The following is a 22,885-nucleotide window of genomic DNA, read 5'->3' on the forward strand; positions in this document are numbered from 1 at the left end:
ATAGTATAACAATACGGTCGACGATGAATATTCTGCTCCAGCCTTTTTTCAGTCATGTCGAGTAGGGAAGCTCCTTCACTTGCGGTATTTGTCATGCACAGACGTCAGCTTCTTAACCTGCTCCTGGCCAGCCCTCTATTCACCTTGCCTTTCGCGGCGTCGGCCACGCAGATTCGCAACGCTCGCCTGTGGCGCTCGGACGACAAGCTGCGATTGGTGTTCGACCTCAGCGGGCCGGTGCAATACAAGACCTTTACCCTGAGCGCGCCGGAGCGCCTGATCATCGACCTGAGTGGCGCCGGGCTCAGTGGTGATTTCTCGCAGCTGACGTTGACGAACAGTGGCATCACTTCGATCCGTTCGGGGCATTTCGGCAAAGGCGATACGCGCATCGTGCTGGACCTGGCCGCGCCGATGCAGCTCAACAGCTTTCTATTGCCACCCCAGGATGACCAGGGCCACCGCCTGGTGCTCGACCTGACCAGCGCCACCCAGGCGCCTCGTCAGATTGCCGCCCAACCTGCGCCGTGGGTGGATAAGGCGCACCCCAAGCGCGACATTATTGTGGTGGTCGATCCTGGTCACGGCGGCAAGGACCCAGGTGCCGTCGGCTCCAAGGGCCAGCGCGAAAAAGACGTGGTGCTGTCCATTGCACAACTGTTGGCCAAACGCTTGAAGCGCGAGAAGGGCTTTGACGTGAAATTGGTGCGCAACGATGACTTCTTCGTCCCCCTGCGCAAGCGGGTAGAAATTGCGCACAAGCACAACGCCGATATGTTTATCTCGGTGCATGCGGATGCCGCACCGCGCATCACCGCCTCTGGCGCTTCGGTGTATGCCTTGTCCGAAGGCGGTGCAACGTCCGCCACCGCGCGGTTCATGGCGCAGCGGGAAAACGGCGCGGATTTGCTTGGCGCTACCAGCCTGCTCAATCTGAAGGACAAGGACCCGATGCTGGCGGGCGTCATTCTGGACATGTCGATGAACGCCACCATCGCCTCCAGCCTGCAGCTGGGCAGCTCGATCCTCGGCAGCCTCGAAGGCATCACCAGCCTGCATCAGAAACGCGTGGAACAGGCAGGTTTTGCGGTGCTCAAGTCACCCGATGTGCCATCGATCCTGGTGGAAACCGGGTTTATCTCCAATGCACGAGACAGCGCACGCCTGGTTACCGCGCGTCATCAACAGGCGGTTGCCGACGGCCTGTTCGAAGGCCTGAAAAAGTATTTCCAGAAGAACCCACCGATGAACAGCTACCTGGCGTGGGTGCAGGAACAGAAGAACGCTCAGGTCTAACAGCCGGTCACGCGGCTGCAAGTGAATTTGGCGCTGGCGCCACCCGAACTGGAAAACCGGTTGAGGGTGGTCCAGCCCACGCGCCGTGTGTAGCCGACCCACGCCTCACCATCCGACGCCAGCCCGGTAAAGAACGTCAGTTGTCCGTAGCGGCTGTTGGTTTGAGCCCAGTAGCGTTTGCCGATCACCTCGTATCCGCGCAAGTACGTGGTGCTGCCAACCGTCGCCACGCTGTAGGCATTACCCAACGGATCAACGCAGGCCAGCAGGTTGGCGCTGCGTGTGCACTTGGCCAGCAGGCTGGGTGCCTGGGCGCAGGCAGTGCCTGCGGTTGCCAATAGAAGTAGGGCGCACACCAGGTATTTCATGGGGTTACTCAACGCCGGGAGGGTTCGCAAGCATTGCGCCCTTTGTCATGACGAACAAGAGGGTTGGCTAATTTGTATTGTTATACTATAGCATAAATGCACAGCCTGGCCCGACCGGCGACCTGATGAGAATGACCTGATGCCCAACCGTCTCCCCGTTACTGTGTTATCCGGCTTTCTCGGCGCCGGTAAAAGCACGCTGCTCAACTACATCCTGCGCAACCGCGAAAACCTGCGGGTGGCGGTGATCGTCAACGACATGAGCGAAATCAACATCGACGGCGGCGAAGTCCAGCGCGACGTCACCCTCAACCGCGCCGAAGAAAAGCTGGTGGAGATGAGCAACGGCTGCATCTGCTGCACCTTGCGCGAAGACTTGCTGGAAGAAGTCGCAAAGCTCGCCAAGGAAGGCCGGTTCGATTACCTGCTGATCGAGTCCACCGGCATTTCCGAACCCTTGCCCGTGGCCGAAACGTTCACCTTTCGTGATGAAAACGACCAAAGCCTGGCCGATATCGCGCGCCTGGACACTATGGTCACCGTGGTCGACGGCATGAACTTCCTGCTCGACTACCAGGCTGCGGAGAGCCTGGCCTCACGCGGCGAAACCCTCGGCGAAGAAGACGAACGCTCCATCACCGACCTGCTGATCGAGCAGATCGAATTCGCCGATGTGATCCTCATCAGCAAGATCGACCTGATCAGCAGCCGCGAACGCGAAGAGCTGACCGCGATCCTTGAGCGCCTGAATGCCCAGGCACAGATCATCCCGATGGTCATGGGCGAAGTGCCGCTGGACAAGATCCTCAACACCGGGCGCTTCGACTTCGAACGCGCCGCCCAGGCCCCAGGCTGGTTGCAGGAATTGCGCGGCGAACATGTGCCGGAAACCGAGGAATACGGCATTGCTTCCACCGCTTACCGTGCTCGGCGTCCCTTTCATCCCCAGCGTTTTTTCGATTTTATCGACCGGCCTTGGGTCAACGGCAAACTGCTGCGCTCCAAGGGCTTTTTCTGGCTGGCCAGCAAGCACCAGGACGCGGGCAGTTGGTCCCAGGCCGGTGGCTTGATGCGCCATGGGTTTGCCGGGCGCTGGTGGCGCTTTGTACCGAAAAGCCAGTGGCCCCAGGACGAGGAAAGCGTCGCAGCGATCATGGGCAACTGGCAATTGAGCACCGGCGACTGCCGCCAGGAACTGGTGTTTATCGGGCAAAACATCGACTTCACGCAGATGCGTGCCGAGCTGGACGCCTGCCTGCTCAACGATGAAGAAATGGCCCTGGGCGTCGAAGGCTGGCGCCTGCTGGCCGATCCCTTTGGTCCTTGGTTTGAAGAGGCAGCCTGATGCTGGCCCCGGTGATTGCCCTGCGCCCCGTGATTCGCCAGACGCGTGGGGAAACTCCGCTGGCGCTGTCCGATATCCTCGAAGACGGCGTCAACCTGGCGTTGTGGCAGCGCCAATTACCACTGCATATCGCGGAGTTTGGCGCCTTGCTGGTGGCGCTCAATGAGCCGTTGGCCGATTCAATGGTCATCGAACTTGACCGCGAAGACGCAGTGCCCGACTTGCAAGGTTTGGCGCGTCATTGTCGCGATCTTGAAGGATACGAGGGGTTTATCGCCGATGTGTCGTGGCTGATCAGCGCGTTTGCCTGCTTGCTGGGCGCCAAGCGTATTGGCGTGCGCCTGCGGCTGCTGGATAAGGCCATGTGCCCGCGTTTTCACGTCGACCACGTGCCGGTGCGGTTGATCACCACCTATGCCGGAATTGGCAGCCAATGGTTGCGCGAAGGCGTCATGGACCGTCGCACGCTCGGTCAGCCGGACGCCGAGCCCACCGACCGTATCGAGCAGATCCAGTGCGGCGAAGTCGCCCTGCTCAAGGGCACCAAATGGCATGGCAACGAAGGCCACGGTCTGATTCACCGCTCGCCAGCCCTCAAGGCGGCTGAACGCCGCTTGATCCTGACACTGGATTGGCTCGCATAACCGCGTAGGATCAAACGCTCTACACGGCCTGAATGATGCTCCCCATGCTGCAGAACATTCCCACCCACGTGATCGCCGGCCCCTTGGGCGCCGGCAAGACCAGCCTCATCAAGCACCTGCTCGCCCAGCGTCCGGCAAACGAGCGCTGGGCCGTGCTGATCAACGAGTTCGGGCTGATCGGCCTGGACGCCGCCTTGCTCACGCAAGATGACGACGGCATTGCCCTGGGTGAAGTCGCTGGCGGCTGCCTGTGCTGTGTGAATGGCGCACCGTTCCAGGTGGGACTTGGGCGGCTGTTGCGTAAGGCCAAGCCCGACCGGTTGTTTATCGAACCGTCGGGGCTGGGCCATCCGGCACAGCTGCTCAGGCAGTTGCGGGAAGCACCGTGGCAGACAGTGCTGGCCGTGCAACCTTGCGTGATGGTGCTGGATGCGCAAGCCCTGGCAGCCGGCAAACCTTTACCGCAAGCCCAACAGCAAGCGCTGGCAAGTGCGGGTCTATTGGTATTGAACAAGGATGAAGCGCTGGATGCGGCACAGCGCCAGGCCATCGAGCGGCAATTACCCGATTGTCCGCTTTACTGGACTCGCCGGGCGCAGTTGCCGCTGCAGCAGTTGCCTGGCTTGAACGCACAGGCATGCACGGCTGTGGATAACTTCGTTGTGCCCAACGGGCTCGCGCAAATGCCGGCGATCTGGAGCGATCCGTCGCGGCCTATTTGCTTGAGCCAGGCTCAGGAAGACGGCTGGAGTATCGGCTGGCGCTGGCACCCGAGCCAGCAGTTCGATACTCGACGCCTGCGTCACTGGCTGGCAAGCCTCGAGTGGCGCCGCGCCAAACTGATTATCCACAGCGTCGAAGGCTGGATCAGCGCCAACGCTGTGGATAACGACGTGCCCACCTGGCAGCCCAGCGACTGGCGCCGCGATTCACGCATCGAATTGATCTTCAGCACCCCACAGGACGTGGGCGCCTTGCAGGCCGCGCTGGCGGCCTGCCGTTACTGACGTTTCTTGGAGCCGTGGTCCTGGCGCCACTGGCTCAGCTCGATCACGTCGGCGCTGGGCAGCGGCGTCTTGATCTCGAACGGGTAGGGCGCCAGTTCGATCTGCGCACTGTGGGCGCCGAACTGGGTAATGGTCCCCGGATGTCGGGTTTCGCCGGTCACGGTGAATTCGAAGTTGTAGATGCGCGCCAGGCGCCGCCGACCATTGGCGTCCTTCACAAAGCCGATGCGCTTGAGCGCCACCGCGCCGTCCAGCAGTTCGATGTCGAGCTTGGCGCAGTGCTGCTTGACCCGCTCCAGCGCCCGCTCGCGCAGGCCGTGGTTGTGCCATACCCACGCGGCGCCGGTCGCCAGCAGCATCAACACGAACATGTTTCCCAGGGTCAGCATGCGAAAAGACTCCAACAAAGTGAGAGCAGCTTAACTGTGTCGCCGGTCTGTCGTACAGGCTGCGTTTAGTCGCATACTGCGCGGCCAGAATTTCAACGGCTTTACGGAAATCTCCTGCATGAAACGCACACCTCATCTGCTTGCGATCCAGTCTCATGTGGTTTTTGGCCACGCCGGAAACAGCGCCGCCGTGTTCCCCATGCAGCGGGTCGGGGTGAACGTCTGGCCGTTGAACACGGTGCAGTTCTCCAACCACACCCAGTATGGTCAATGGGCAGGCGAAGTGTTGGCGCCACAGCAAATTCCGGCGCTGGTGGAAGGCATTGCCGCAATCGGCGAGCTGGGTAACTGCGACGCCGTGCTCTCCGGCTACCTGGGCAGTGCGGCCCAGGGCCGGGCCATTTTGACCGGAGTGGCGCGCATCAAGGCCATCAACCCCAGGGCGCTTTACCTGTGCGACCCGGTGATGGGCCATCCGGAAAAAGGCTGCATCGTGCCTCAGGACGTCAGCGATTTCCTGCTGGATGAAGCCGCGGCCATGGCTGATTTCCTGTGCCCTAACCAATTGGAACTGGACAGTTTTGCCGGGCGCAAGCCGCAATCGCTGTTCGACTGCCTGGCCATGGCCAAGGCGTTGCTGGCGCGTGGGCCTAAGGCCGTGCTGGTTAAACATCTGGATTACCCCGGCAAGCTGCCGGACGGTTTCGAGATGCTGCTGGTGACAGCCGAAGGCAGCTGGCACCTGCGCCGCCCGCTGCTGGCATTTGCGCGTCAGCCGGTGGGCGTGGGCGACCTGACGTCAGGCCTGTTCCTGGCACGCGTACTCTTGGGTGATAGCCTGCTGGCGGCCTTTGAGTTCACCGCCGCGGCGGTGCATGAAGTGCTGCTGGAAACCCAGGCCTGCGCCAGTTACGAGCTGGAACTGGTGCGCGCCCAGGACCGTATCGCCCATCCTCGTGTGCGGTTTGAAGCCACGCCGATCGGTTTGTAACGACACAGATCAAAAATGTGGGAGCGGGCTTGTGTGGGAGCTGGCTTGCCTGCGATAGCATCACTTCGGTGTAACTGACGTACCGAGGTGCCTGCATCGCGGGCAAGCCCGGCTCCCACACAAGCCCGCTCCCACATTTTGATTGGGTTTACAGCCTGGAATTTACAGCGCGTCTGCCTTGATCTCCTGATAGCGCTTTTCCAGCTCCTGGCGGATCTGCCGGCGCTGCTGGGCCTGCACGAAGCGGCGCTTGTCTTCGCTGTTGTGCGGTTGCAGCGGCGGAACGGGGGCCGGTTTGCGCTGGTCGTCCACCGCCACCATGGTGAAGAAGCAGCTGTTGGTATGGCGCACCGAGCGCTCGCGGATGTTCTCGGTCACCACCTTGATGCCCACCTCCATCGAGGTGTTGCCGGTGTAGTTGACCGACGCGAGGAACGTCACCAGTTCGCCGACATGGATCGGCTCGCGGAAAATCACCTGGTCCACCGACAGCGTGACGACATAGCGGCCGGCATAACGGCTCGCGCAGGCGTAGGCCACTTCGTCGAGGTACTTGAGCAGCGTGCCGCCATGTACGTTGCCTGAGAAGTTGGCCATATCTGGGGTCATCAATACCGTCATCGACAGCTGGGCGTTTCCGGGTTCCATAGCACACTCACGGGTTGTAGGCATTGGTTGGGGAGGCACCTCTGTGGGTGCTGGAATCTTTGCAGCGCCATCCCTAACGGGACGCCGCCGGGCAGCTTGCCGTCACGCTTCTACCGATCTGTTTCCATATATTGCACCGGCTTTCTGTCGGAAGTCGCGGTGTTAACCTTCAAAAGCCCATCTCAGACCATTTCTTACGATTTAGGCAGACTTTTCCTTCCGCACTTAGCGATATTTCAACGGCGCGGGCGGAAGTGGGAAAAGCGCCGGTACCCTCAAGGAGCCCCTAGCCATGCACGCCATCAGCTTTATCCAGGACTTGGCCGTGATCATGCTGGTGGCAGGGGTTGTCACTGTCCTGTTTCACCGGTTGAAGCAGCCGGTCGTGCTGGGCTATATCGTCGCCGGCTTTATCATCGGCCCCCACACCCCGCCGTTCGGCCTGATCCACGACGAAGACACCATCAAGACCCTCGCTGAGCTGGGGGTGATCTTCCTGATGTTCTGCCTGGGCCTGGAGTTCAGCCTGCGCAAGCTGTTCAAGGTGGGCGCCACGGCGTTTATCGCGGCCTTCCTGGAAATCATCCTGATGATCTGGATCGGTTACGAGATCGGCCAGTGGTTCGACTGGAACACCATGGACTCGCTGTTTCTCGGCGCGATCCTGGCGATTTCCTCCACCACCATCATCGTCAAGGCGCTCAATGACCTGAAGATGAAAAACCAGCGCTTCGCCCAGCTTATTTTTGGCGTGCTGATCGTGGAAGACATCCTCGGTATCGGCATCATTGCCTTGCTGTCGAGCATTGCGGTGAGCGGCACGGTCAGTTCCGGCGAGGTGTTTTCCACGGTCGGCAAGCTTTCGCTGTTCATGATCGTTGCGTTGGTCATCGGCATTTTGCTGGTGCCGCGTCTACTGGCCTACGTGGCCAAGTTCGAAAGTAACGAAATGCTGCTGATCACCGTACTGGGCCTGTGTTTCGGCTTCTGCCTGCTGGTGGTCAAGCTGGAATACAGCATGGTGCTGGGCGCGTTCCTGATCGGCGCGATCATGGCCGAATCCCGTCAGTTGATTAAGATCGAGCGCTTGATCGAGCCGGTGCGCGACATGTTCAGCGCCATCTTCTTTGTGGCGATTGGCTTGATGATCGACCCGCAGATCCTGCTGCAATATGCCTGGCCGATTGCAGTGATCACCGTGGCCGTGGTGCTGGGCAAAATGCTGTCCTGCGGCCTTGGCGCTTTCATCGCCGGCAATGATGGCCGTACCTCACTGCGCGTGGGCATGGGGCTGTCACAGATTGGTGAGTTTTCCTTCATCATCGCGGCGTTGGGGATGACGTTGCAGGTGACCAGCGATTTTCTTTATCCCGTCGCGGTGGCGGTCTCGGCGATTACCACCTTACTCACGCCCTACCTGATTCGTGGCGCGGACCCGCTGTCATTGAAGATCGCGGCGGTCATGCCCAAGCGCATGAGCCGGGTGTTCGGCATGTATGGCGAGTGGCTGCGCAGCATTCAGCCCCAGGGCGAAGGCGCGATGCTGGCGTCGATGATCCGCAAAATCATCCTGCAAGTGGGGGTGAACCTGGCGCTGGTGGTGGCGATCTTCTTTGCCGGTAGTTATTTTGCGGCACGCATTGGCGGGTATCTGGAAGGCTGGATCAGCGACCCGAGCTGGCAGAAGGCGTTGATCTGGGGCGGGGCGCTGTTGGTTTCGCTGCCGTTTTTGATCGCGGCGTACCGCAAGCTCAAGGCGCTGTCGATGCTGCTGGCGGAGATGAGCGTGAAACCGGAAATGGCCGGGCGGCACACCCAGCGTGTGCGTCGAGTCATTTCCGAGCTGATCCCGATTCTCTCGCTGCTGTTGATCTTCGTGCTATTGGCAGCCTTGTCGGCCAGCATTCTGCCGACCAACAAGTTGCTGGTGCTGGTCGCAGTGGTCGCGGCGGCGGTGGCGGCCGTGCTCTGGCGGTGGTTCATCCGCGTGCATACGCGGATGCAGGTCGCCTTGCTGGAGACACTGGATAACCACAAGGATACGCCGGAGCACTGACGGGCGGGGCTGCGTTGCAGCCCAGCGCGAGCAAGCTCGCTCACTACAGCCTGCGCGATCAGCTTTCGAGCCAGACGTCCCGCGCCCAGTGCCACACCGATTCCCAGGTTTCTTCGGTGACGAGCTCTTCTTCGCCGGACCACAGCACCACGGTGCCGTCTTCCTCGACGCAATAGTAGTCGTCGCCGTCCTGGCAGATCGGGATCATGCTGCGATCAACACCGGCATCCCAGGCGTTGGCGGCCACGTCGGGCAGGTAGGTGTGGGATTGCGGGTCGGTGACGGTCACCGGCTCCAGGCTGCCGTACACCACGTCGCTGACGGTCAGCAGGAATTCACGGAAGACAAACGGAATGTCGATGAACAGTTGTTCCTCGATTTCCACCAGTTGGTCTTCGTCAGGCAGCTCCAGCGGAACCGGGACCGGTTCGTTGGCTTCACGCAGTTGTTCGATGATTTCTTCCACGGCCGGGATCCTCTTGCTGATGGCGCGGTTTATAGGGGCGTTTTATACAGTAGCTCGCTATAAGTGCAACCGTGAAATAGAAAACCCCGGACAGGTCCGGGGTTTTTTGTAACTGCTTGCTCAGGCGCGCAGGAATCAGCCGTTCTGGCGAATACCAGCGACCAGCCAAGGCTGGTTCTCGCCTTGTGGACGTTCCATGTTCCAGCTTTCGCTGAACACTTCGCCCTGGTCGAAACGCGAGGTTTTCGACACACCGCTGAAGGTCAGGGTGGCGATGGTCTTGTCGGCGCGATCATCCACACCTTCCAGTTGTACGCGCAGGTCGTCGATGTAGGTCGACTGGAAAGCGTCGCCCAGATCGGCGCGTTCGCGCTTGAGGAACTCCAGCAGTTGCGGGGTCACGAACTCGGCGATCTTGTCCATTTCGTTGGCGTCCCAGTGCTGCTGCAGGGACTGGAAGTGGCTGCGGGCCGCTTCGACGAAACGCTCTTCGTTGAACCAGGCCGGCGCGTTGATCACCGGACGGGCGGCAGCTGGTGCCGCCGAACCACCGAAGATCGAGCCCATGGCTGGTTTCTGCTCGTACACTTCACGCTGCATCGGCGCGCCGGCCGGAGCCAGGTGCTCCTGCTGCTTGCGGCGACGGGCGGCGATAAAGCGGAAGATGACGAAGGCGATGACCGCCAGGATCAGGATGTCGAAGATCTGCATGCCCTGGAAGCCGCCGCCCATGAACATGGACGCGAGCAGGCCGCCGGCTGCGATACCGGCCAGAGGGCCCAGCCAGCGCGAAGCACCGCCGGCCTTGGCAGCGGCGCCGGCAGCACCGGCTGCGCCTGCGGTAGCGGCAGCGCCGCCGGCACCGGCGGATGGAGCCATTTGGCTGGTCTGGTGAGTCGGTGCCGCACCTGAACTTTTGCCGCCACCGAAGCGTTTGGCGTTGGCGTCGATGCTCATCGTCAGGCCGATGCACAACGCCATGGCGATGCTAAGAAAACGTTTCATAAAGGGAATTCCCATTTGTGGATTGCACGCGCGCCATGTTGCACAGGTGTAGAGACAGTGGCTAGCGACATAATGTTTCGGGCTTTTGCGTAGGACCGATTCAGAGTGGTCTGTAGGACTTATTACACATATTGGCCCGCACTCGTTAAAAACAAGGGCGGGCCAACAACCTTCATGTAACGCGAGGTTTCCTCGCCACAAGCAATCAGCTCAGATCGCTTCGAGCTTCGCGTAACCCATCATCAGCCACTTGCTGCCTTCTGAGAAATTCACCTGCACCCGCGCCTGGGCGCCGGCGCCTTCGAAGTTGAGGATCACGCCTTCGCCGAACACCGAATGCCTGACCTGTTGGCCAAGGCTGAATTGGGTTTCTGGAATTTCAGAGCCGGCGAACATATTGCTGGAGTTCTGCTGCTGGCCACCGCCGAATGGGCGGCTGACGCTGTTGGACAGGCGCACTTCCTGGATCAGGCCCTTCGGCACCTCCCGTACGAAGCGCGACACCTTGTTGTAGGTCTCGCTGCCGTACAGGCGTCGGGTTTCAGCGTAGGTCATCACCAGGTTCTGCATCGCCCGTGTGATGCCCACGTAGGCCAGGCGGCGCTCTTCCTCAAGACGGCCGGGCTCTTCCAGGCTCATCTTGTGGGGGAACAAGCCCTCTTCCATGCCCACCAGGAACACGTACGGGAATTCCAGGCCCTTGGCGCTGTGCAAGGTCATCAGTTGGACGCTGTCTTCATGTTCGTCAGCCTGGGCGTCCCCGGCCTCCAGCGAAGCATGGCCAAGGAAGGCGGCGAGTGGTGTGAGGTCCTCTTCGTTCTCGGCGTTTTCGAACGCACGGGCGGCGCTCACCAATTCCTCAAGGTTTTCTACCCGGGCCTGGCCTTTCTCGCCTTTTTCCGCTTCGTGGTAGGCGATCAGCCCGGACTGTTCGATCACGGTCTGGGTCATCAGGTGCAGGGGCATTTCGGCGCACTTGGCCGACAGGTTTTCGATCAGCTCGACAAACACACCCAGCGCACCCGCCGCCCGGCCGGTCAGGCCTTTATTGGCGATCAGCAAGCGCATGGCTTCCCACATCGACACATGGGCGTGGCGCGCGTGGTCGCGGATAGCTTCGACGGTTTTTTCGCCGATGCCACGGGCCGGGATGTTGATCACTCGCTCCAGCGCCGCATCGTTGCCGCGGCCTTCCAGCAAGCGCAGGTAGGCCATGGCGTTCTTGATTTCCGCGCGCTCGAAGAAGCGCTGGCCGCCATAGATGCGGTAGGGGATGCGCTCGCGCAACAAGGCTTCTTCCAATACCCGCGACTGGGCGTTGGAACGGTACAGAATCGCAATGTCGCTGCGCGCCAAACCGGTCTTCAGCGCGCTTTCGATGGTTTCCACCACGTAGCGCGCTTCATCGTGCTCGTTGAACGCCGCGTACAGGTTGATCGCTTCGCCTTCGCCGCCGTCGGTCCACAATTCTTTACCCAGGCGCCCGGTGTTGTTGGCGATCAGGGCGTTGGCGGCCTTGAGGATTCCGGCGGTGGAGCGGTAGTTCTGCTCGAGACGGATGGTGACCGCGTCCGGGAAGTCTTCGGAATACTGGTAGATGTTCTCGATTTTCGCGCCACGCCAGCCGTAGATAGACTGGTCGTCGTCGCCCACCACCATCAGGCTGTCGCCGCCCTTGGCCAGCAGGCGCAACCAGGCGTACTGCACGGCGTTGGTGTCCTGGAACTCGTCCACCAGGATGTGCCGGAAGCGCTTCTGGTAATGGGCCAGCAAGCCCGGGTTGTCGCGCCACAGGTCCAGGGCGCGCAGCAGCAGTTCGGAGAAGTCGATGACCCCGGCGCGCGCGCAGGCGGCCTCGTAGGCTTCATAAATGCTGCGCATGGTGGCCAGGAACAGGTCGCCGCTGGCCTGGATATGCTGAGGGCGCAGGCCTTCGTCTTTCTGACCGTTGATAAACCATTGCGCCTGGCGCGCCGGCCAACGTTGCTCGTCCAGGCCCAGCTCGCGGATCACCCGCTTGACCAGGCGTTGCTGGTCATCGCTGTCGAGGATCTGGAAGGTCTGGGCCAGGCCCGCTTCTTGCCAGTGCGCGCGCAACAGGCGGTGCGCCAGGCCGTGAAAGGTGCCTACCCACATGCCGGCCGGGCTGATGCCCATCAACTGCTCGATGCGGTGGCGCATCTCGGCGGCGGCCTTGTTGGTGAAGGTCACCGACAGGATGGAATGCGGGGAGGCGTTTTCGACCTGGATCAACCAGGCGATACGGTGCACCAGCACTCGGGTTTTACCGGAGCCAGCACCGGCCAGGACCAACTGACGGCCAACGGGGGCCGCTACGGCCTGGCGTTGGGCATCGTTGAGGGAGTTCAGCAAAAGGGAGAGATCATCGCGCATCGACGCATTCTATGGCCCCCGGGGGAGTGGGGCAAATACCAATGCCGGGTGGTCGCCACAAAACATCCGGGGTGATGACTGGTCGGTCAAGGGTCGCGGCCCCCGCCGTGTCTCGCTCAAGCCGTCTGGCCCCGGAGTTTGCGGGCCATGCCCGCGCAGTTTTTATGACGTGGAGCAGTTTGGCCCAAGCGTTTGCTTGTGTATGCTCCGTCGACGTTTCGGGCTCACCATTATAAGAATACTGCCTATGACCCTCAGCACCGATCTGCTCGGCCACTCGACGGCGCCCGCGCAGGTTCTTCGCAAACACTACGCCACCGAGATGGCGGTCGAGCGTACGCGCCTGTTGTATCAGGGCTCGCTGCTGCCGACCCTATTGATGCTGGTCAATGGCCTGGTGTGCGCCTGGCTGCTCTGGGACCCCAAGCAATACCTGCTGGACAGCATCTGGCTGGTCTGGCTGCTGGCCCTGGTGGCGATGCGCGTGATCCAGGTGGCGGCGTTTGATTCGGCCATGCCCAGCCGCCAGGCCCAGCCGGTGTGGCGACGCATGTTCATGCTCGGCTCGGCGGTCAGCGGCTTGACCCTGGCCGCCGCTGCCATTGCCCTGGTGCCGGTGGACAGCTTCATGCAACAGGCCTGGGTGTTCGGCCTGATTGGCGCGGCGACGCTGTCGGCCAGCGTGGCCTATGCCGTGAGCCTGCCGGCGTTCCTGTCGTTCGCCGTGCCCTGTCTGGTGCCGGCCATCATTTACCTGTTCTGGAGCGGCGACCCGCAGCAGCGCGGCTGGGGCGTATTAGGCCTGATCCTGCTCGCGTCTTTGAGCCTGGTAGCGTGGCAGGTCAATCGCCTGATCCAGCGTGGCCTGTTGCGCCGCTTCCAGAACCAGGCATTGATCGAGCATCTCCAGCAGGCACAGCAGCGCAGCGAGCAGCTCAACCAGGAACTGGTGCGCGAAGTCGAGCAGCGCCGCCAGGTCGAACAGGAACTGCGCGAAGCCCAGATCGGCCTGCAGGATCGCGTGGCGCAGCGCAGCCAGGAGCTGGACGCCGCCAGCCTGGCGCTGAATAAAAGCGAAGCGCGCCTGGCCATGGCGCTGCAGGCCAGTGAGTTGGGGCTGTGGGACTGGAACCTGCAAACTGACGAAGTCCATCACACCCAGCTCAAGGAGTTGTTTGGCCTTGAACCGGAGTACGTCACGGCGATGCTCGGCCACCTCAAGCCGCGCCTGCACCCCGACGACCTGCCATTGCTCAAGCGCGCCTTGGTGGAACACTTGAAGGGTCGTAGCGAGGACTATCAGGTCGAATACCGCGTGCGCCATGGCGATGGGCACTGGGTGTGGATCGAAGACCGGGGCCGCGCCGTGGAGCGCGGGCCCAGCGGCCGGGTCACGCGTATGCTCGGCACTCGTCGAGACATCAGTGCCGGCAAGGCCCTGGAGGAACAACAGCGTCTGGCGTCGACCGTATTTGAAGCGGCCAGCGAAGGCATTGTAATCCTGGATCCGGGCTACAAATTGATCGCGGTCAACCAGGCTTTCAGCCGCGTCACCGGCTTTGAAATCGACGACATGCTCGGTCGCAACGTGGTGGAGCTGCCCAGCAGCCGTGATGCCCGCCGCCACTTTCCGGTGATCCGCCAGGCATTGCTCAGCCACGGCACCTGGCAGGGCGAGCTGGTGGAGACGCGCAAGAACGGCGAGCTCTACCCGCAGTGGCTGCAACTGAATGTGGTGCGCGATATCCGCGGGAAAGTCAGCCATATCGTTGGCTTCTTCGCCGATCTCTCGGCGCGGCGCGAATCCGAAGAGCGCATGCGCTACCTCACCCACTATGATGAGCTGACCGGCCTGGCCAACCGCTCGTTGTTCCGCGAACGGCTGCGCGAGGCCCACCAGCGTGTACGTCAGGGCGGGCGCAGCCTGGCGTTGCTGCATATCAACCTGGACCGCTTCAAGCTGCTCAATGACAGCCTGGGCCACGAGGTTGCCGACCAGTTGCTGCAGAAAATGGCGCGGCGCTTGATCAATGCCCTGCCCGAGGCCGACACCATTGCGCGCCTGTCCGGCGACGAATTCGCCGTGCTGTTCGACGCCTACGGCAACCTGTCGAGCCTGGCGCGGGTGGCGACGCGGTTGTTGGCCAAACTGCGGGTGCCTGTCACGGTTGAAGGACATGAGCTGGTGGTCAGTGCATCGATGGGCGTCAGCCTGTTGCCGGATAATGCGCGGGAAATTTCTGCGCTGGTCAGCCAATCGAACATGGCCATGCAGCACGCCAAACACCTGGGCGGCAACAATTTCCAGTTCTACACCGACAGTCTGCAAGCCAGCACGCTGGAGCGCTTGCAGCTGGAGAACCACCTGCGCAAGGCCATTGATGAGCGCCAGCTCACGGTGTTCTACCAACCCAAACTGTGCCTGGCCACCGGCAGGCTGAACGCTGCTGAAGCCTTGATCCGCTGGGAGCATCCACAGTGGGGCATGGTGCCGCCGGGGGACTTTATCGGCCTGGCCGAAGAGACCGGCCTGATCGTGCCGCTGGGCGAATTCGTGCTGCGCGAGGCCTGCCGGCAAGCCTGTGAATGGCAGCGCCAGGGGTTGGCGCCGATCCGGGTGTCGGTGAACCTCTCGGTGCATCAGTTGCGCCAGGGCAAGTTGGTCAGCCTGGTGCGTCAGGTGCTCGAAGAAACGGGTCTGGACCCGCAATACCTGGAGCTGGAGCTGACCGAAAGCCAGTTGCTCGATAGTGTCGAGCACCTCATCGCCACCTTCCAGCAACTTCGCGACTTGGGCGTTAAGCTGGCCATCGACGATTTTGGCACCGGTTATTCGTCCCTCAGCTACCTCAAGCGCATTCCCGTGGACTATGTGAAGATCGACCAAACCTTCATTCGCGGGCTTGGCCAAGGCCGTGAAGATGCCGCCATCACCCGGGCCATCATCGCCATGGCCCACGGCTTGGCGCTCAAGGTGGTGGCTGAAGGGGTGGAGGACCAGCAGCAATTGGACTTCCTGCGTGCAGAGCGCTGCGACGAAGTGCAGGGCTATTTGATCAGCCGGCCGATAGAGGCCCAGGCGCTGGCAGATTTGTTACGGGAAAATGCAGATTTTCCTTAGTGATGGCGACACCGCCCCTGTGGCTACATGTGCGCCGCCCGCAGAGACAAAGGGGGAAAAGGGCGATTAGTGACGCGCCGGACGGGCAAAACGGCAATTCTTGTAGTATAACTACAAGCTTGCTACATCCTCGGCCCTGCCCATAACAAAGAGTCCTGCCCTTTGAACCTGTTGCAACATATCGCCCAGTCGCGCCACCTGTTACGCAAATCGGAACTCAAGGTTGCCGACCATGTGCTGCTTGACCCTGCGGCTGTGATGCACAGTTCCATGGCCGACCTGGCCCATAGCGTGGGCATCAGCGAGCCGACCATCGTGCGCTTTTGCCGCGCCATCGGTTGCTCCGGGTTCCAGGACTTGAAGCTCAAGCTGGCCCAAAGCCTGGCCGCCGGTGCCAGCTTCGGGCAATTCGCGATTCACGAAGACGACTCCGTCGCCGACTACAGCCTGAAAATCTTCGACACCACCCTGCACACCCTGATGGAAGTGCGCGAGAAGCTCGACCCGGTGGAATTGCAAAAGGCCGTGACGGCCATGTCCCAGGCCCAGCGAGTCGAGTTCTACGGCTTTGGTGCCTCCGGTGCCGTTGCCGCCGATGCCCAGCACAAGTTTTTCCGCCTGCTGCTCACCGCGGCGGCCTACAGCGACCCGCACATGCAGGCCATGTCGGCGGTGACCTTGAAGCCCACCGACGTCGCCATTTGTATTTCGCAGTCGGGACGCTCCAAAGACCTGCTGATCACCGCCAACCTGGTGCGTGAGAGCGGCGCTTCGTTGATCACCCTGTGCCCGAGCCAGACGCCGTTAGCGGAACTGTCCACCGTCAACCTGGCGATCGACGTACACGAAGACACCGAGATCTACACGCCGCTGACCTCGCGTATTGCGCACCTGGTGGTCATCGACGTGCTGGCGATGGGCGTGGCCATGGCGCGCGGGCCGAGCCTGGTCAACCACCTCAAGAGCGTCAAACGCAGCTTGCGCAGCCTGCGGTTGTCGCCCAAGTCCGTCAAAGCCCTGGACGATTGATTCAACGCCACACCCGGTCAAGTTGTGGGAGCAGGCAAGCCAGCTCCCACATGGATGTGTGTCAATTTCTCAAGATTCATCATCCTGTAACCCCCACGCCGCCAAACCGTCATCCCCCAGGACCATCCTGAACTCCCCGCACTCGCATTGGGAGACTCCAAATGGCCCGGCCCTACGAAGACAGCAACAGCACCGTAAAGACCCGTCGTCAGCAGGAAGACCAACGCCGCATGGCGTTCCGTCGCGCAATCGAAGACCGTTGCGAGGAGCGCCAACTGCTCCAGAGCATCAGTGACTACCCGGAACTGCACTGGCAGGCACCCGCGGCTGCCCAGCGAAGCGCTCAGCCAGGGCGCTGATCTGCACCCGTTCGCTGCGAATAAAGCCCAGGAACGCATGGGCCACTGGTGACAGGCGCTTTGCCTTGGCCTGCACCAGGCACCAACTGCGGTACAGCGGCAGCTCTTCCACCGGCAGCTCCTTGAGCCCGCCGGTGGCCAATTCCATGTTCACCGCATGCCGCGTCAACAGGGCCACACCCAGCCCTGCGCAGACGCATTCACGCTGCGCCTCGGCCGAGGCCACTTCCACCGTCTGGGTGAAGTGCACGCGTTTCTCCTTGAAATACTCCTCGCACGCCAGCCGCGTACCGGAACCCGGTTCGCGCGCGAGCAGCGTGTAAGGCTCCAGATCCTGCAGGCGCAGTGGGCCCAGCAGGCTCAAGGGGTGGTCGGGTGGCGCGACAGCGACAATCGGGTTGTTGAGGAACGGCAGGAATTCCAGCCCCATGTCCTGGGGCACCATGGACATGATCACCAGGTCGTCCCGGTTGTCCGAAAGGCGGCGTATCACCTGGGCGCGGTTCACCACGGTGAGGTGCAACTGCACTTCAGGATGCTGGCGCTTGAAGGCGGCAAACAGGTGCGGCACGAAGTACTTGGCGCTGGATTCAATCGCCAGTTTCAATTGGCCTTGCAGCGAGCCCTGCATGTCCGAAAGCTGCATGTCGAGGTTTTCCAGGCGCCCGAAAATATCCCGACTGGCCCGCTGCAGGGCCTCGGCGGCCTCGGTCATGTAGAGCTTTTTACCGACATAATCGAACAGCGGCTGGCCGATCAGCTCTTCAAGCTGACGGATTTGCAGGCTGACGGCCGGTTGCGTGAGGGACATTTCCTCGGCGGCGCGGCTGTAAGAGCGTAGATCGCACACCTCATGGAAAATCTGCAGCTGACGCAATGTCAGTCGCATCAATGACTTACGCATAATCTTATCCTTTCGCTGCGGGCCGCTCGGCCAACTATAAGTCTTTACTTATGCGCAACCCAATAATTATTGATTTTTGTTAATCCTCCTGCGGGCTTAGTGTGTGTCTCGGGACTGTCATGAAACATTTGGTCACGCGCCGACCCGGCTCCAGCGGGTCGAAGAACGCAGCAATCGGCTCAAGGGAATTTCCAAGTGATAAAAAAGATCCTGATCGCCAACCGTGGTGAAATTGCCGTACGAATCGTGCGTGCCTGCGCCGAGATGGGCATTCGCTCGGTCGCGGTCTATTCCGACGCCGACCGCCACGCGTTGCACGTCAAGCGTGCCGACGAAGCCCACAGCATTGGTGCCGAGCCGCTGGCCGGCTACCTGAACCCGCGCAAGCTGGTGAACCTGGCCGTGGAAACCGGTTGTGATGCGCTGCACCCCGGCTACGGCTTCCTGTCGGAAAACGCGGAACTGGCGGACATCTGCGCCGAACGCGGGATCAAGTTCATCGGCCCGTCCGCTGAAGTGATCCGCCGCATGGGCGACAAGACCGAAGCGCGCCGCAGCATGATCAAGGCCGGTGTACCGGTCACGCCAGGCACCGAAGGCAACGTCGCCGACATCGCCGAAGCCCTGACCGAAGGCGACCGCATAGGTTACCCGGTGATGCTCAAGGCCACTTCCGGCGGTGGCGGTCGCGGTATCCGCCGTTGCAACAGCCGTGAAGAACTTGAACAAGCCTTCCCTCGGGTGATTTCCGAAGCCACCAAGGCCTTCGGTTCGGCGGAGGTGTTCCTGGAAAAATGCATCGTCAATCCCAAGCACATCGAGGCGCAGATCCTCGGTGACAGCTTTGGCAACGTGGTGCACCTGTTCGAGCGCGATTGCTCGATCCAGCGCCGCAACCAGAAGCTCATCGAAATCGCCCCCAGCCCGCAGCTGACCCCTGAACAGCGCGCCTACATCGGCGACCTGTCGGTACGCGCCGCCAAGGCCGTGGGCTACGAGAACGCCGGCACCGTGGAGTTCCTGCTCGCCGAGGGCGAGGTGTACTTCATGGAGATGAACACCCGCGTGCAGGTGGAACACACCATCACTGAAGAAATCACCGGGATTGACATTGTCCGCGAGCAGATCCGCATCGCTTCGGGCCTGCCGCTGTCGGTGAAGCAGGAAGACATCCAGCACCGTGGTTTCGCGTTGCAGTTCCGTATCAACGCCGAAGACCCGAAGAACAACTTCCTGCCCAGTTTCGGCAAGATCACCCGTTACTACGCGCCCGGCGGCCCCGGCGTGCGTACCGACACGGCGATCTATACCGGCTACACCATCCCGCCGTTCTACGACTCCATGTGCCTGAAACTGGTGGTGTGGGCGTTGACCTGGGAAGAAGCCATGGACCGCGGCCTGCGTGCCCTGGACGACATGCGCCTGCAAGGCGTGAAGACCACTGCCGCCTATTACCAGGAAATCCTGCGCAACCCGGAATTCCGCAGCGGCCAGTTCAATACCAGCTTTGTGGAAAGCCATCCTGAGCTGACCAACTACTCGATCAAGCGCAAACCCGAAGAGCTGGCCCTGGCTATCGCCGCCGCCATCGCCGCCCACGCAGGCCTGTGAGGAATACACCAATGTCCAAGAAGATTTTCGTAACCGACACCATCCTGCGCGACGCTCACCAATCGCTGCTGGCGACCCGCATGCGCACCGACGACATGCTGCCGATCTGCGACAAGCTCGACAAAGTCGGCTACTGGTCCCTGGAAGTCTGGGGCGGCGCGACCTTCGACGCCTGCGTACGTTTTTTGAAAGAAGACCCATGGGAGCGCCTGCGCCAACTGCGCGCCGCGTTGCCCAACACGCGCCTGCAAATGTTGCTGCGCGGCCAGAACCTGCTGGGCTACCGCCATTACAGCGATGATGTCGTAAAAGCCTTCGTGGCCAAGGCCGCCGTGAATGGCATCGACGTGTTCCGCATCTTCGACGCCATGAACGATGTGCGTAACTTGCGTGTGGCCATCGAAGCGGTGAAAGCTGCGGGCAAACATGCCCAGGGCACCATTGCCTACACCACCAGCCCGGTGCACACCGTCGAAGCGTTTGTGGCCCAGGCCAAGCAGCTGGAGTCCATGGGCTGCGACTCGATCGCAATCAAGGACATGGCCGGCCTGTTGACCCCCTACGCCACCGGCGAACTGGTCAAGGCACTGAAAGCCGAGCAGAACCTGCCGATTTTTATCCACTCCCACGACACCGCTGGCCTGGCCGCGATGTGCCAACTCAAGGCCATCGAAAACGGTGCCGATCACATCGACACCGCCATCTCCAGCTTCGCCTGGGGCACCAGCCACCCGGGTACCGAGTCGATGGTTGCCGCTCTTAAAGGCAGCGAGTTCGACACAGGTCTCAGCCTTGAACTGCTGCAGGAGATCGGTCTGTACTTCTACGCGGTGCGTAAGAAGTATCACCAGTTCGAGAGCGAATTCACCGCCGTCGACACCCGCGTGCAGGTCAACCAGGTGCCGGGCGGGATGATTTCCAACCTGGCCAACCAGTTGAAAGAGCAGGGCGCGCTCAACCGCATGAGCGAAGTGCTGGCCGAGATCCCGCGTGTGCGCGAAGACCTTGGCTTCCCGCCGCTGGTGACGCCGACGTCGCAGATCGTCGGTACCCAGGCGTTCTTCAACGTCCTGGCCGGTGAGCGCTACAAAACCATCACCAACGAAGTGAAACTCTACCTGCAAGGCGGCTACGGCAAGGCGCCGGGCACCGTGAACGAGAAGTTGCGTCGCCAGGCCATCGGCAGCGAAGAGGTTATCGACGTGCGCCCGGCCGACCTGCTCAAGCCGGAAATGACCAAGCTGCGCGGTGAAATCGGCGCGTTGGCCAAGTCCGAAGAAGACGTGTTGACCTACGCCATGTTCCCGGACATCGGCCGCAAGTTCCTCGAAGAACGCGACGCCGGCACCCTCGCGCCGGAAGTGCTGCTGCCGATTCCAGAAGCCGGCGGCGTTGCGCGCGCCGGTGGCGAAGGCGTGCCGACCGAGTTCGTCATTGATGTGCACGGCGAAAGCTACCGCGTGGACATCACCGGCGTCGGCGTGAAAGCCGAAGGCAAGCGCCACTTCTACCTGTCCATCGATGGCATGCCGGAAGAAGTGGTTTTCGAGCCGCTCAACGAGTTTGTCAGCGGCGGCAGCAGCAAGCGCAAGCAGGCCACCGAGCCGGGTCACGTCAGCACGGCAATGCCGGGCAATATCGTCGACGTGCTGGTCAAGGAAGGTGACGTGGTCAAGGCCGGCCAGGCCGTACTGATTACCGAAGCCATGAAGATGGAAACCGAAGTACAGGCAGCCATTGCCGGCAAGGTGACCGCTGTTCATGTGGCCAAGGGCGACCGTGTGAACCCTGGCGAAATCCTGATTGAAATCGAAGGCTGATACAGCCTTCGACACTACCGTTTAATCCTCGGGGGAGCAGGTGCTCCCCTTTTTTTTCGCCTGCAATTGGGTCAGAAACCCATCCGCCACTGGGCTATCAGGCCTTGGTTGCTGCTGTGGGTGCCTTTTTCAGCGCTGTAGGCCAGGCCGAGGGTGTGGTTTGCCGAGAGCGCCAGATCCAGCCCGGCCTGCAGGTTGAGGCTGTTGCGATCGAGGGACGCGCCCTGGATGGTGAACCCCTCGATACCGCCCTGGCGAAAGGACTGGCGCACCTGGCTGTCGACGTTGCCGTACAGGTGTTTCCAGCTTGTGCTCAGGTGCGGCGTGAGGGTCATCTGGTTGTCGAACCGAAACGGTTTGGCCAGGCGCAGGCCAACGGTGCTGCTCAGGTTTTGCTGGGTTTGCGCATCGACGTTCAGCGCGGCAGGCCCGCCTTGTTCCCTGAAGCTGTCACGGCTGTAGCGTTGGTAGCCAAGCCCGGCAAAGGGTTCGATGCTGATGTCGGCATCGCCCAGTTGGTAACCCGCCTCGCCGAACACAGTCTGGCTGTTGGCGTCGTAGCGGCCCTTGAGCGCATCCTTGTAACCGAGGATGTCGACCTTGCGTTGATTCTGGCCGGCATGGCTGCTGTAGATCGCCCCCAGGCGCAAGGCCAGCGGGCCGTCCTGACGCACGGCGTAGCCGCCCAGGTGCCAGCTGTCCAGGTCGGCGCTGAAGCGTTGCGCATCCAGGCGGCTGCTGGATTTTGCACCCAGCACACCGACTCGCCAGGCGTGATCAACTGCCCAGTCGGCACCCAATAGCATGCCCTGGTTGGCCGTATCCAGGCCGGCAGTACCGCGCTGTCTGTCGAGGCCGCCTTCGCTGCCGAGGTTTTTTACCCAGAAGTGGCCGTCGGTGTCGGTGGGCAGTTCACGCAGGGTCGAGAGCACTCGGCTGCTCAGCTGCTGGGTGGTGCTCTGGGTAGCCGCCGCCAGGCTCGCGTTCTGGCTGCCGGACAGTTGCTCAAGGGCCGCACCGAACGCGCCCGGTTTTTGCGCGAGTTCGGCGTTGAATTTTTCCAGGGCCTTGATCTGTTCCGCGCTCAACTTGCCCGACTGCAACAGGCGAGTCAGCGCGGGCTCCAGCACTTTCGCCACCTGCCGGCCGTTGTGGGTGGTGGCTTGCCTGGCGACATAGCCGTTGATGGGCGCCTCTTCAGCGTCGGCGCTATCGAATTCGGGGCTATCGAACCACTCAAAAGCCGGTGCGTCGTAGGGTTGATACCAGTACGGCATGTACTCGATATCGCCACGCGCTTGAGCATGTTGAAGGTTGGCGGCGGCTAAAAGGCCGATGGCAAATACGATTCTACGGGGGGTAATGGGCATGAATTCCCGACCTCTTGTGGATGAGGGCGGGAATTTAGCGAGGCGGGGCGGGGATAACTGTC

The 22,885-nt window shown here is 61.5% G+C and carries 19 protein-coding genes; 11 read left to right on the forward strand and 8 right to left on the reverse strand.

The features are described 5' to 3' along the window. Window positions 1-93: 93 nt before the first annotated feature. Window positions 94-1,296 carry an N-acetylmuramoyl-L-alanine amidase gene (locus ACLH0H_RS09325; RefSeq protein ID WP_411381802.1) on the forward strand — a complete coding sequence of 401 codons (1,203 nt, stop codon included), beginning with the start codon at window positions 94-96 and terminating at the stop codon, window positions 1,294-1,296. Here ACLH0H_RS09325 and ACLH0H_RS09330 read toward each other — a convergent pair. Further along, complete coding sequence (locus tag ACLH0H_RS09330; protein WP_186686973.1) at window positions 1,293-1,664, reverse strand: glutamine synthetase; 372 nt, start codon at window positions 1,662-1,664, stop codon at window positions 1,293-1,295. The two genes, ACLH0H_RS09325 and ACLH0H_RS09330, sit on opposite strands and share 4 nt — an antisense overlap. 139 nt (window positions 1,665-1,803) lie before the next feature. Between ACLH0H_RS09330 and zigA the strand changes: the two genes are divergently transcribed. Genes zigA through ACLH0H_RS09345 form a run of 3 tightly spaced genes read left to right on the forward strand, consistent with a single transcriptional unit; the run spans window position 1,804 to window position 4,660 of the window. Then, window positions 1,804-3,009: a zinc metallochaperone GTPase ZigA gene (gene zigA, locus ACLH0H_RS09335; protein WP_411381803.1), complete on the forward strand. Its 1,206-nt coding sequence runs from the start codon at window positions 1,804-1,806 to the stop codon at window positions 3,007-3,009. Continuing rightward, window positions 3,009-3,653: a DUF1826 domain-containing protein gene (locus ACLH0H_RS09340; protein WP_411381804.1), complete on the forward strand. Its 645-nt coding sequence runs from the start codon at window positions 3,009-3,011 to the stop codon at window positions 3,651-3,653. Before zigA ends, ACLH0H_RS09340 begins: the two co-directional genes overlap by 1 nt. 44 nt (window positions 3,654-3,697) lie before the next feature. After that, window positions 3,698-4,660, forward strand: coding sequence for a CobW family GTP-binding protein (locus ACLH0H_RS09345; protein WP_411381805.1), 963 nt, complete (start codon window positions 3,698-3,700; stop codon window positions 4,658-4,660). Here the strand turns inward: ACLH0H_RS09345 and ACLH0H_RS09350 are convergent. After that, window positions 4,654-5,049 (reverse strand): DUF3301 domain-containing protein, encoded by a 396-nt coding sequence (locus ACLH0H_RS09350; protein WP_411381806.1) that lies wholly within the window; start codon window positions 5,047-5,049, stop codon window positions 4,654-4,656. The two genes, ACLH0H_RS09345 and ACLH0H_RS09350, sit on opposite strands and share 7 nt — an antisense overlap. Before the next feature lie 118 nt (window positions 5,050-5,167). On the opposite strand from ACLH0H_RS09350, the gene pdxY reads away from it, so the two are divergent. After that, window positions 5,168-6,040 (forward strand): pyridoxal kinase PdxY, encoded by an 873-nt coding sequence (gene pdxY / locus ACLH0H_RS09355; RefSeq protein WP_076952118.1) that lies wholly within the window; start codon window positions 5,168-5,170, stop codon window positions 6,038-6,040. A 162-nt stretch (window positions 6,041-6,202) separates the two neighbouring features. On the opposite strand, the gene ACLH0H_RS09360 is transcribed toward pdxY, so the two are convergent. Then, the gene (locus ACLH0H_RS09360) at window positions 6,203-6,688 is read right to left on the reverse strand and encodes an acyl-CoA thioesterase (protein ID WP_076952116.1); all 486 of its coding nucleotides are present in this window, start codon (window positions 6,686-6,688) and stop codon (window positions 6,203-6,205) included. Between the two features lie 292 nt (window positions 6,689-6,980). Between ACLH0H_RS09360 and ACLH0H_RS09365 the strand changes: the two genes are divergently transcribed. After that, a complete protein-coding gene (locus ACLH0H_RS09365) occupies window positions 6,981-8,744 on the forward strand; it encodes a cation:proton antiporter (protein ID WP_076952115.1) in 1,764 nt (587 codons plus the stop codon). A gap of 58 nt (window positions 8,745-8,802) precedes the next feature. On the opposite strand, the gene ACLH0H_RS09370 is transcribed toward ACLH0H_RS09365, so the two are convergent. The 3 genes from ACLH0H_RS09370 to uvrD all read right to left on the reverse strand — a co-directional run bounded on the left by ACLH0H_RS09370 (window position 8,803) and on the right by uvrD (window position 12,609). Further along, complete coding sequence (locus tag ACLH0H_RS09370) at window positions 8,803-9,210, reverse strand: SMI1/KNR4 family protein (protein WP_017739032.1); 408 nt, start codon at window positions 9,208-9,210, stop codon at window positions 8,803-8,805. 135 nt (window positions 9,211-9,345) lie between these two features. After that, window positions 9,346-10,215, reverse strand: a complete 870-nt coding sequence (locus ACLH0H_RS09375) for a Tim44 domain-containing protein (RefSeq protein ID WP_411381807.1) — start codon at window positions 10,213-10,215, stop codon at window positions 9,346-9,348. Window positions 10,216-10,425: 210 nt separating this feature from the next. Beyond that, a complete protein-coding gene (uvrD, locus tag ACLH0H_RS09380; protein WP_186686117.1) occupies window positions 10,426-12,609 on the reverse strand; it encodes a DNA helicase II in 2,184 nt (727 codons plus the stop codon). A 247-nt stretch (window positions 12,610-12,856) separates the two neighbouring features. On the opposite strand from uvrD, the gene ACLH0H_RS09385 reads away from it, so the two are divergent. The 3 genes from ACLH0H_RS09385 to ACLH0H_RS09395 all read left to right on the forward strand — a co-directional run bounded on the left by ACLH0H_RS09385 (window position 12,857) and on the right by ACLH0H_RS09395 (window position 17,118). Beyond that, complete coding sequence (locus ACLH0H_RS09385; RefSeq protein ID WP_411381808.1) at window positions 12,857-15,730, forward strand: EAL domain-containing protein; 2,874 nt, start codon at window positions 12,857-12,859, stop codon at window positions 15,728-15,730. A 162-nt stretch (window positions 15,731-15,892) separates the two neighbouring features. Continuing rightward, a complete protein-coding gene (gene hexR, locus ACLH0H_RS09390) occupies window positions 15,893-16,759 on the forward strand; it encodes a transcriptional regulator HexR (RefSeq protein ID WP_003177007.1) in 867 nt (288 codons plus the stop codon). 161 nt (window positions 16,760-16,920) lie between these two features. Next, a complete protein-coding gene (locus ACLH0H_RS09395) occupies window positions 16,921-17,118 on the forward strand; it encodes a PA3496 family putative envelope integrity protein (protein WP_076952108.1) in 198 nt (65 codons plus the stop codon). Here the strand turns inward: ACLH0H_RS09395 and ACLH0H_RS09400 are convergent. Next, a complete protein-coding gene (locus tag ACLH0H_RS09400; protein ID WP_411381809.1) occupies window positions 17,048-18,022 on the reverse strand; it encodes a LysR family transcriptional regulator in 975 nt (324 codons plus the stop codon). The genes ACLH0H_RS09395 and ACLH0H_RS09400 overlap by 71 nt on opposite strands. 195 nt (window positions 18,023-18,217) lie before the next feature. Between ACLH0H_RS09400 and ACLH0H_RS09405 the strand changes: the two genes are divergently transcribed. Then, window positions 18,218-19,633, forward strand: a complete 1,416-nt coding sequence (locus ACLH0H_RS09405) for an acetyl-CoA carboxylase biotin carboxylase subunit (protein WP_003213442.1) — start codon at window positions 18,218-18,220, stop codon at window positions 19,631-19,633. A gap of 11 nt (window positions 19,634-19,644) precedes the next feature. Continuing rightward, on the forward strand, window positions 19,645-21,453 hold the full coding sequence (gene oadA / locus ACLH0H_RS09410) for a sodium-extruding oxaloacetate decarboxylase subunit alpha (protein WP_411381810.1): 1,809 nt from the start codon (window positions 19,645-19,647) through the stop codon (window positions 21,451-21,453). 71 nt (window positions 21,454-21,524) lie between these two features. Here the strand turns inward: oadA and ACLH0H_RS09415 are convergent, their stop codons facing one another. After that, window positions 21,525-22,823 (reverse strand): autotransporter domain-containing protein, encoded by a 1,299-nt coding sequence (locus ACLH0H_RS09415; protein ID WP_411381811.1) that lies wholly within the window; start codon window positions 22,821-22,823, stop codon window positions 21,525-21,527. Between the last annotated feature and the right edge of the window lie 62 nt (window positions 22,824-22,885).

Source organism: Pseudomonas sp. MPB26 (assembly GCF_046605355.1).
Classification (GTDB): Bacteria; Pseudomonadota; Gammaproteobacteria; order Pseudomonadales; family Pseudomonadaceae; genus Aquipseudomonas; species Aquipseudomonas cedrina.

Coding starts and splice junctions, on each gene's coding strand:
- ACLH0H_RS09325 (WP_411381802.1), top strand. CDS start 94: ATGCACAGACGTCAGCTTCTTAACCTGCTCCTGGCCAGCCCTCTATTC.
- ACLH0H_RS09330 (WP_186686973.1), bottom strand. CDS start 1,664: ATGAAATACCTGGTGTGCGCCCTACTTCTATTGGCAACCGCAGGCACT.
- zigA (WP_411381803.1), top strand. CDS start 1,804: ATGCCCAACCGTCTCCCCGTTACTGTGTTATCCGGCTTTCTCGGCGCC.
- ACLH0H_RS09340 (WP_411381804.1), top strand. CDS start 3,009: ATGCTGGCCCCGGTGATTGCCCTGCGCCCCGTGATTCGCCAGACGCGT.
- ACLH0H_RS09345 (WP_411381805.1), top strand. CDS start 3,698: ATGCTGCAGAACATTCCCACCCACGTGATCGCCGGCCCCTTGGGCGCC.
- ACLH0H_RS09350 (WP_411381806.1), bottom strand. CDS start 5,049: ATGCTGACCCTGGGAAACATGTTCGTGTTGATGCTGCTGGCGACCGGC.
- pdxY (WP_076952118.1), top strand. CDS start 5,168: ATGAAACGCACACCTCATCTGCTTGCGATCCAGTCTCATGTGGTTTTT.
- ACLH0H_RS09360 (WP_076952116.1), bottom strand. CDS start 6,688: ATGGAACCCGGAAACGCCCAGCTGTCGATGACGGTATTGATGACCCCA.
- ACLH0H_RS09365 (WP_076952115.1), top strand. CDS start 6,981: ATGCACGCCATCAGCTTTATCCAGGACTTGGCCGTGATCATGCTGGTG.
- ACLH0H_RS09375 (WP_411381807.1), bottom strand. CDS start 10,215: ATGAAACGTTTTCTTAGCATCGCCATGGCGTTGTGCATCGGCCTGACG.
- uvrD (WP_186686117.1), bottom strand. CDS start 12,609: ATGCGCGATGATCTCTCCCTTTTGCTGAACTCCCTCAACGATGCCCAA.
- ACLH0H_RS09385 (WP_411381808.1), top strand. CDS start 12,857: ATGACCCTCAGCACCGATCTGCTCGGCCACTCGACGGCGCCCGCGCAG.
- ACLH0H_RS09395 (WP_076952108.1), top strand. CDS start 16,921: ATGGCCCGGCCCTACGAAGACAGCAACAGCACCGTAAAGACCCGTCGT.
- ACLH0H_RS09400 (WP_411381809.1), bottom strand. CDS start 18,022: ATGCGTAAGTCATTGATGCGACTGACATTGCGTCAGCTGCAGATTTTC.
- oadA (WP_411381810.1), top strand. CDS start 19,645: ATGTCCAAGAAGATTTTCGTAACCGACACCATCCTGCGCGACGCTCAC.
- ACLH0H_RS09415 (WP_411381811.1), bottom strand. CDS start 22,823: ATGCCCATTACCCCCCGTAGAATCGTATTTGCCATCGGCCTTTTAGCC.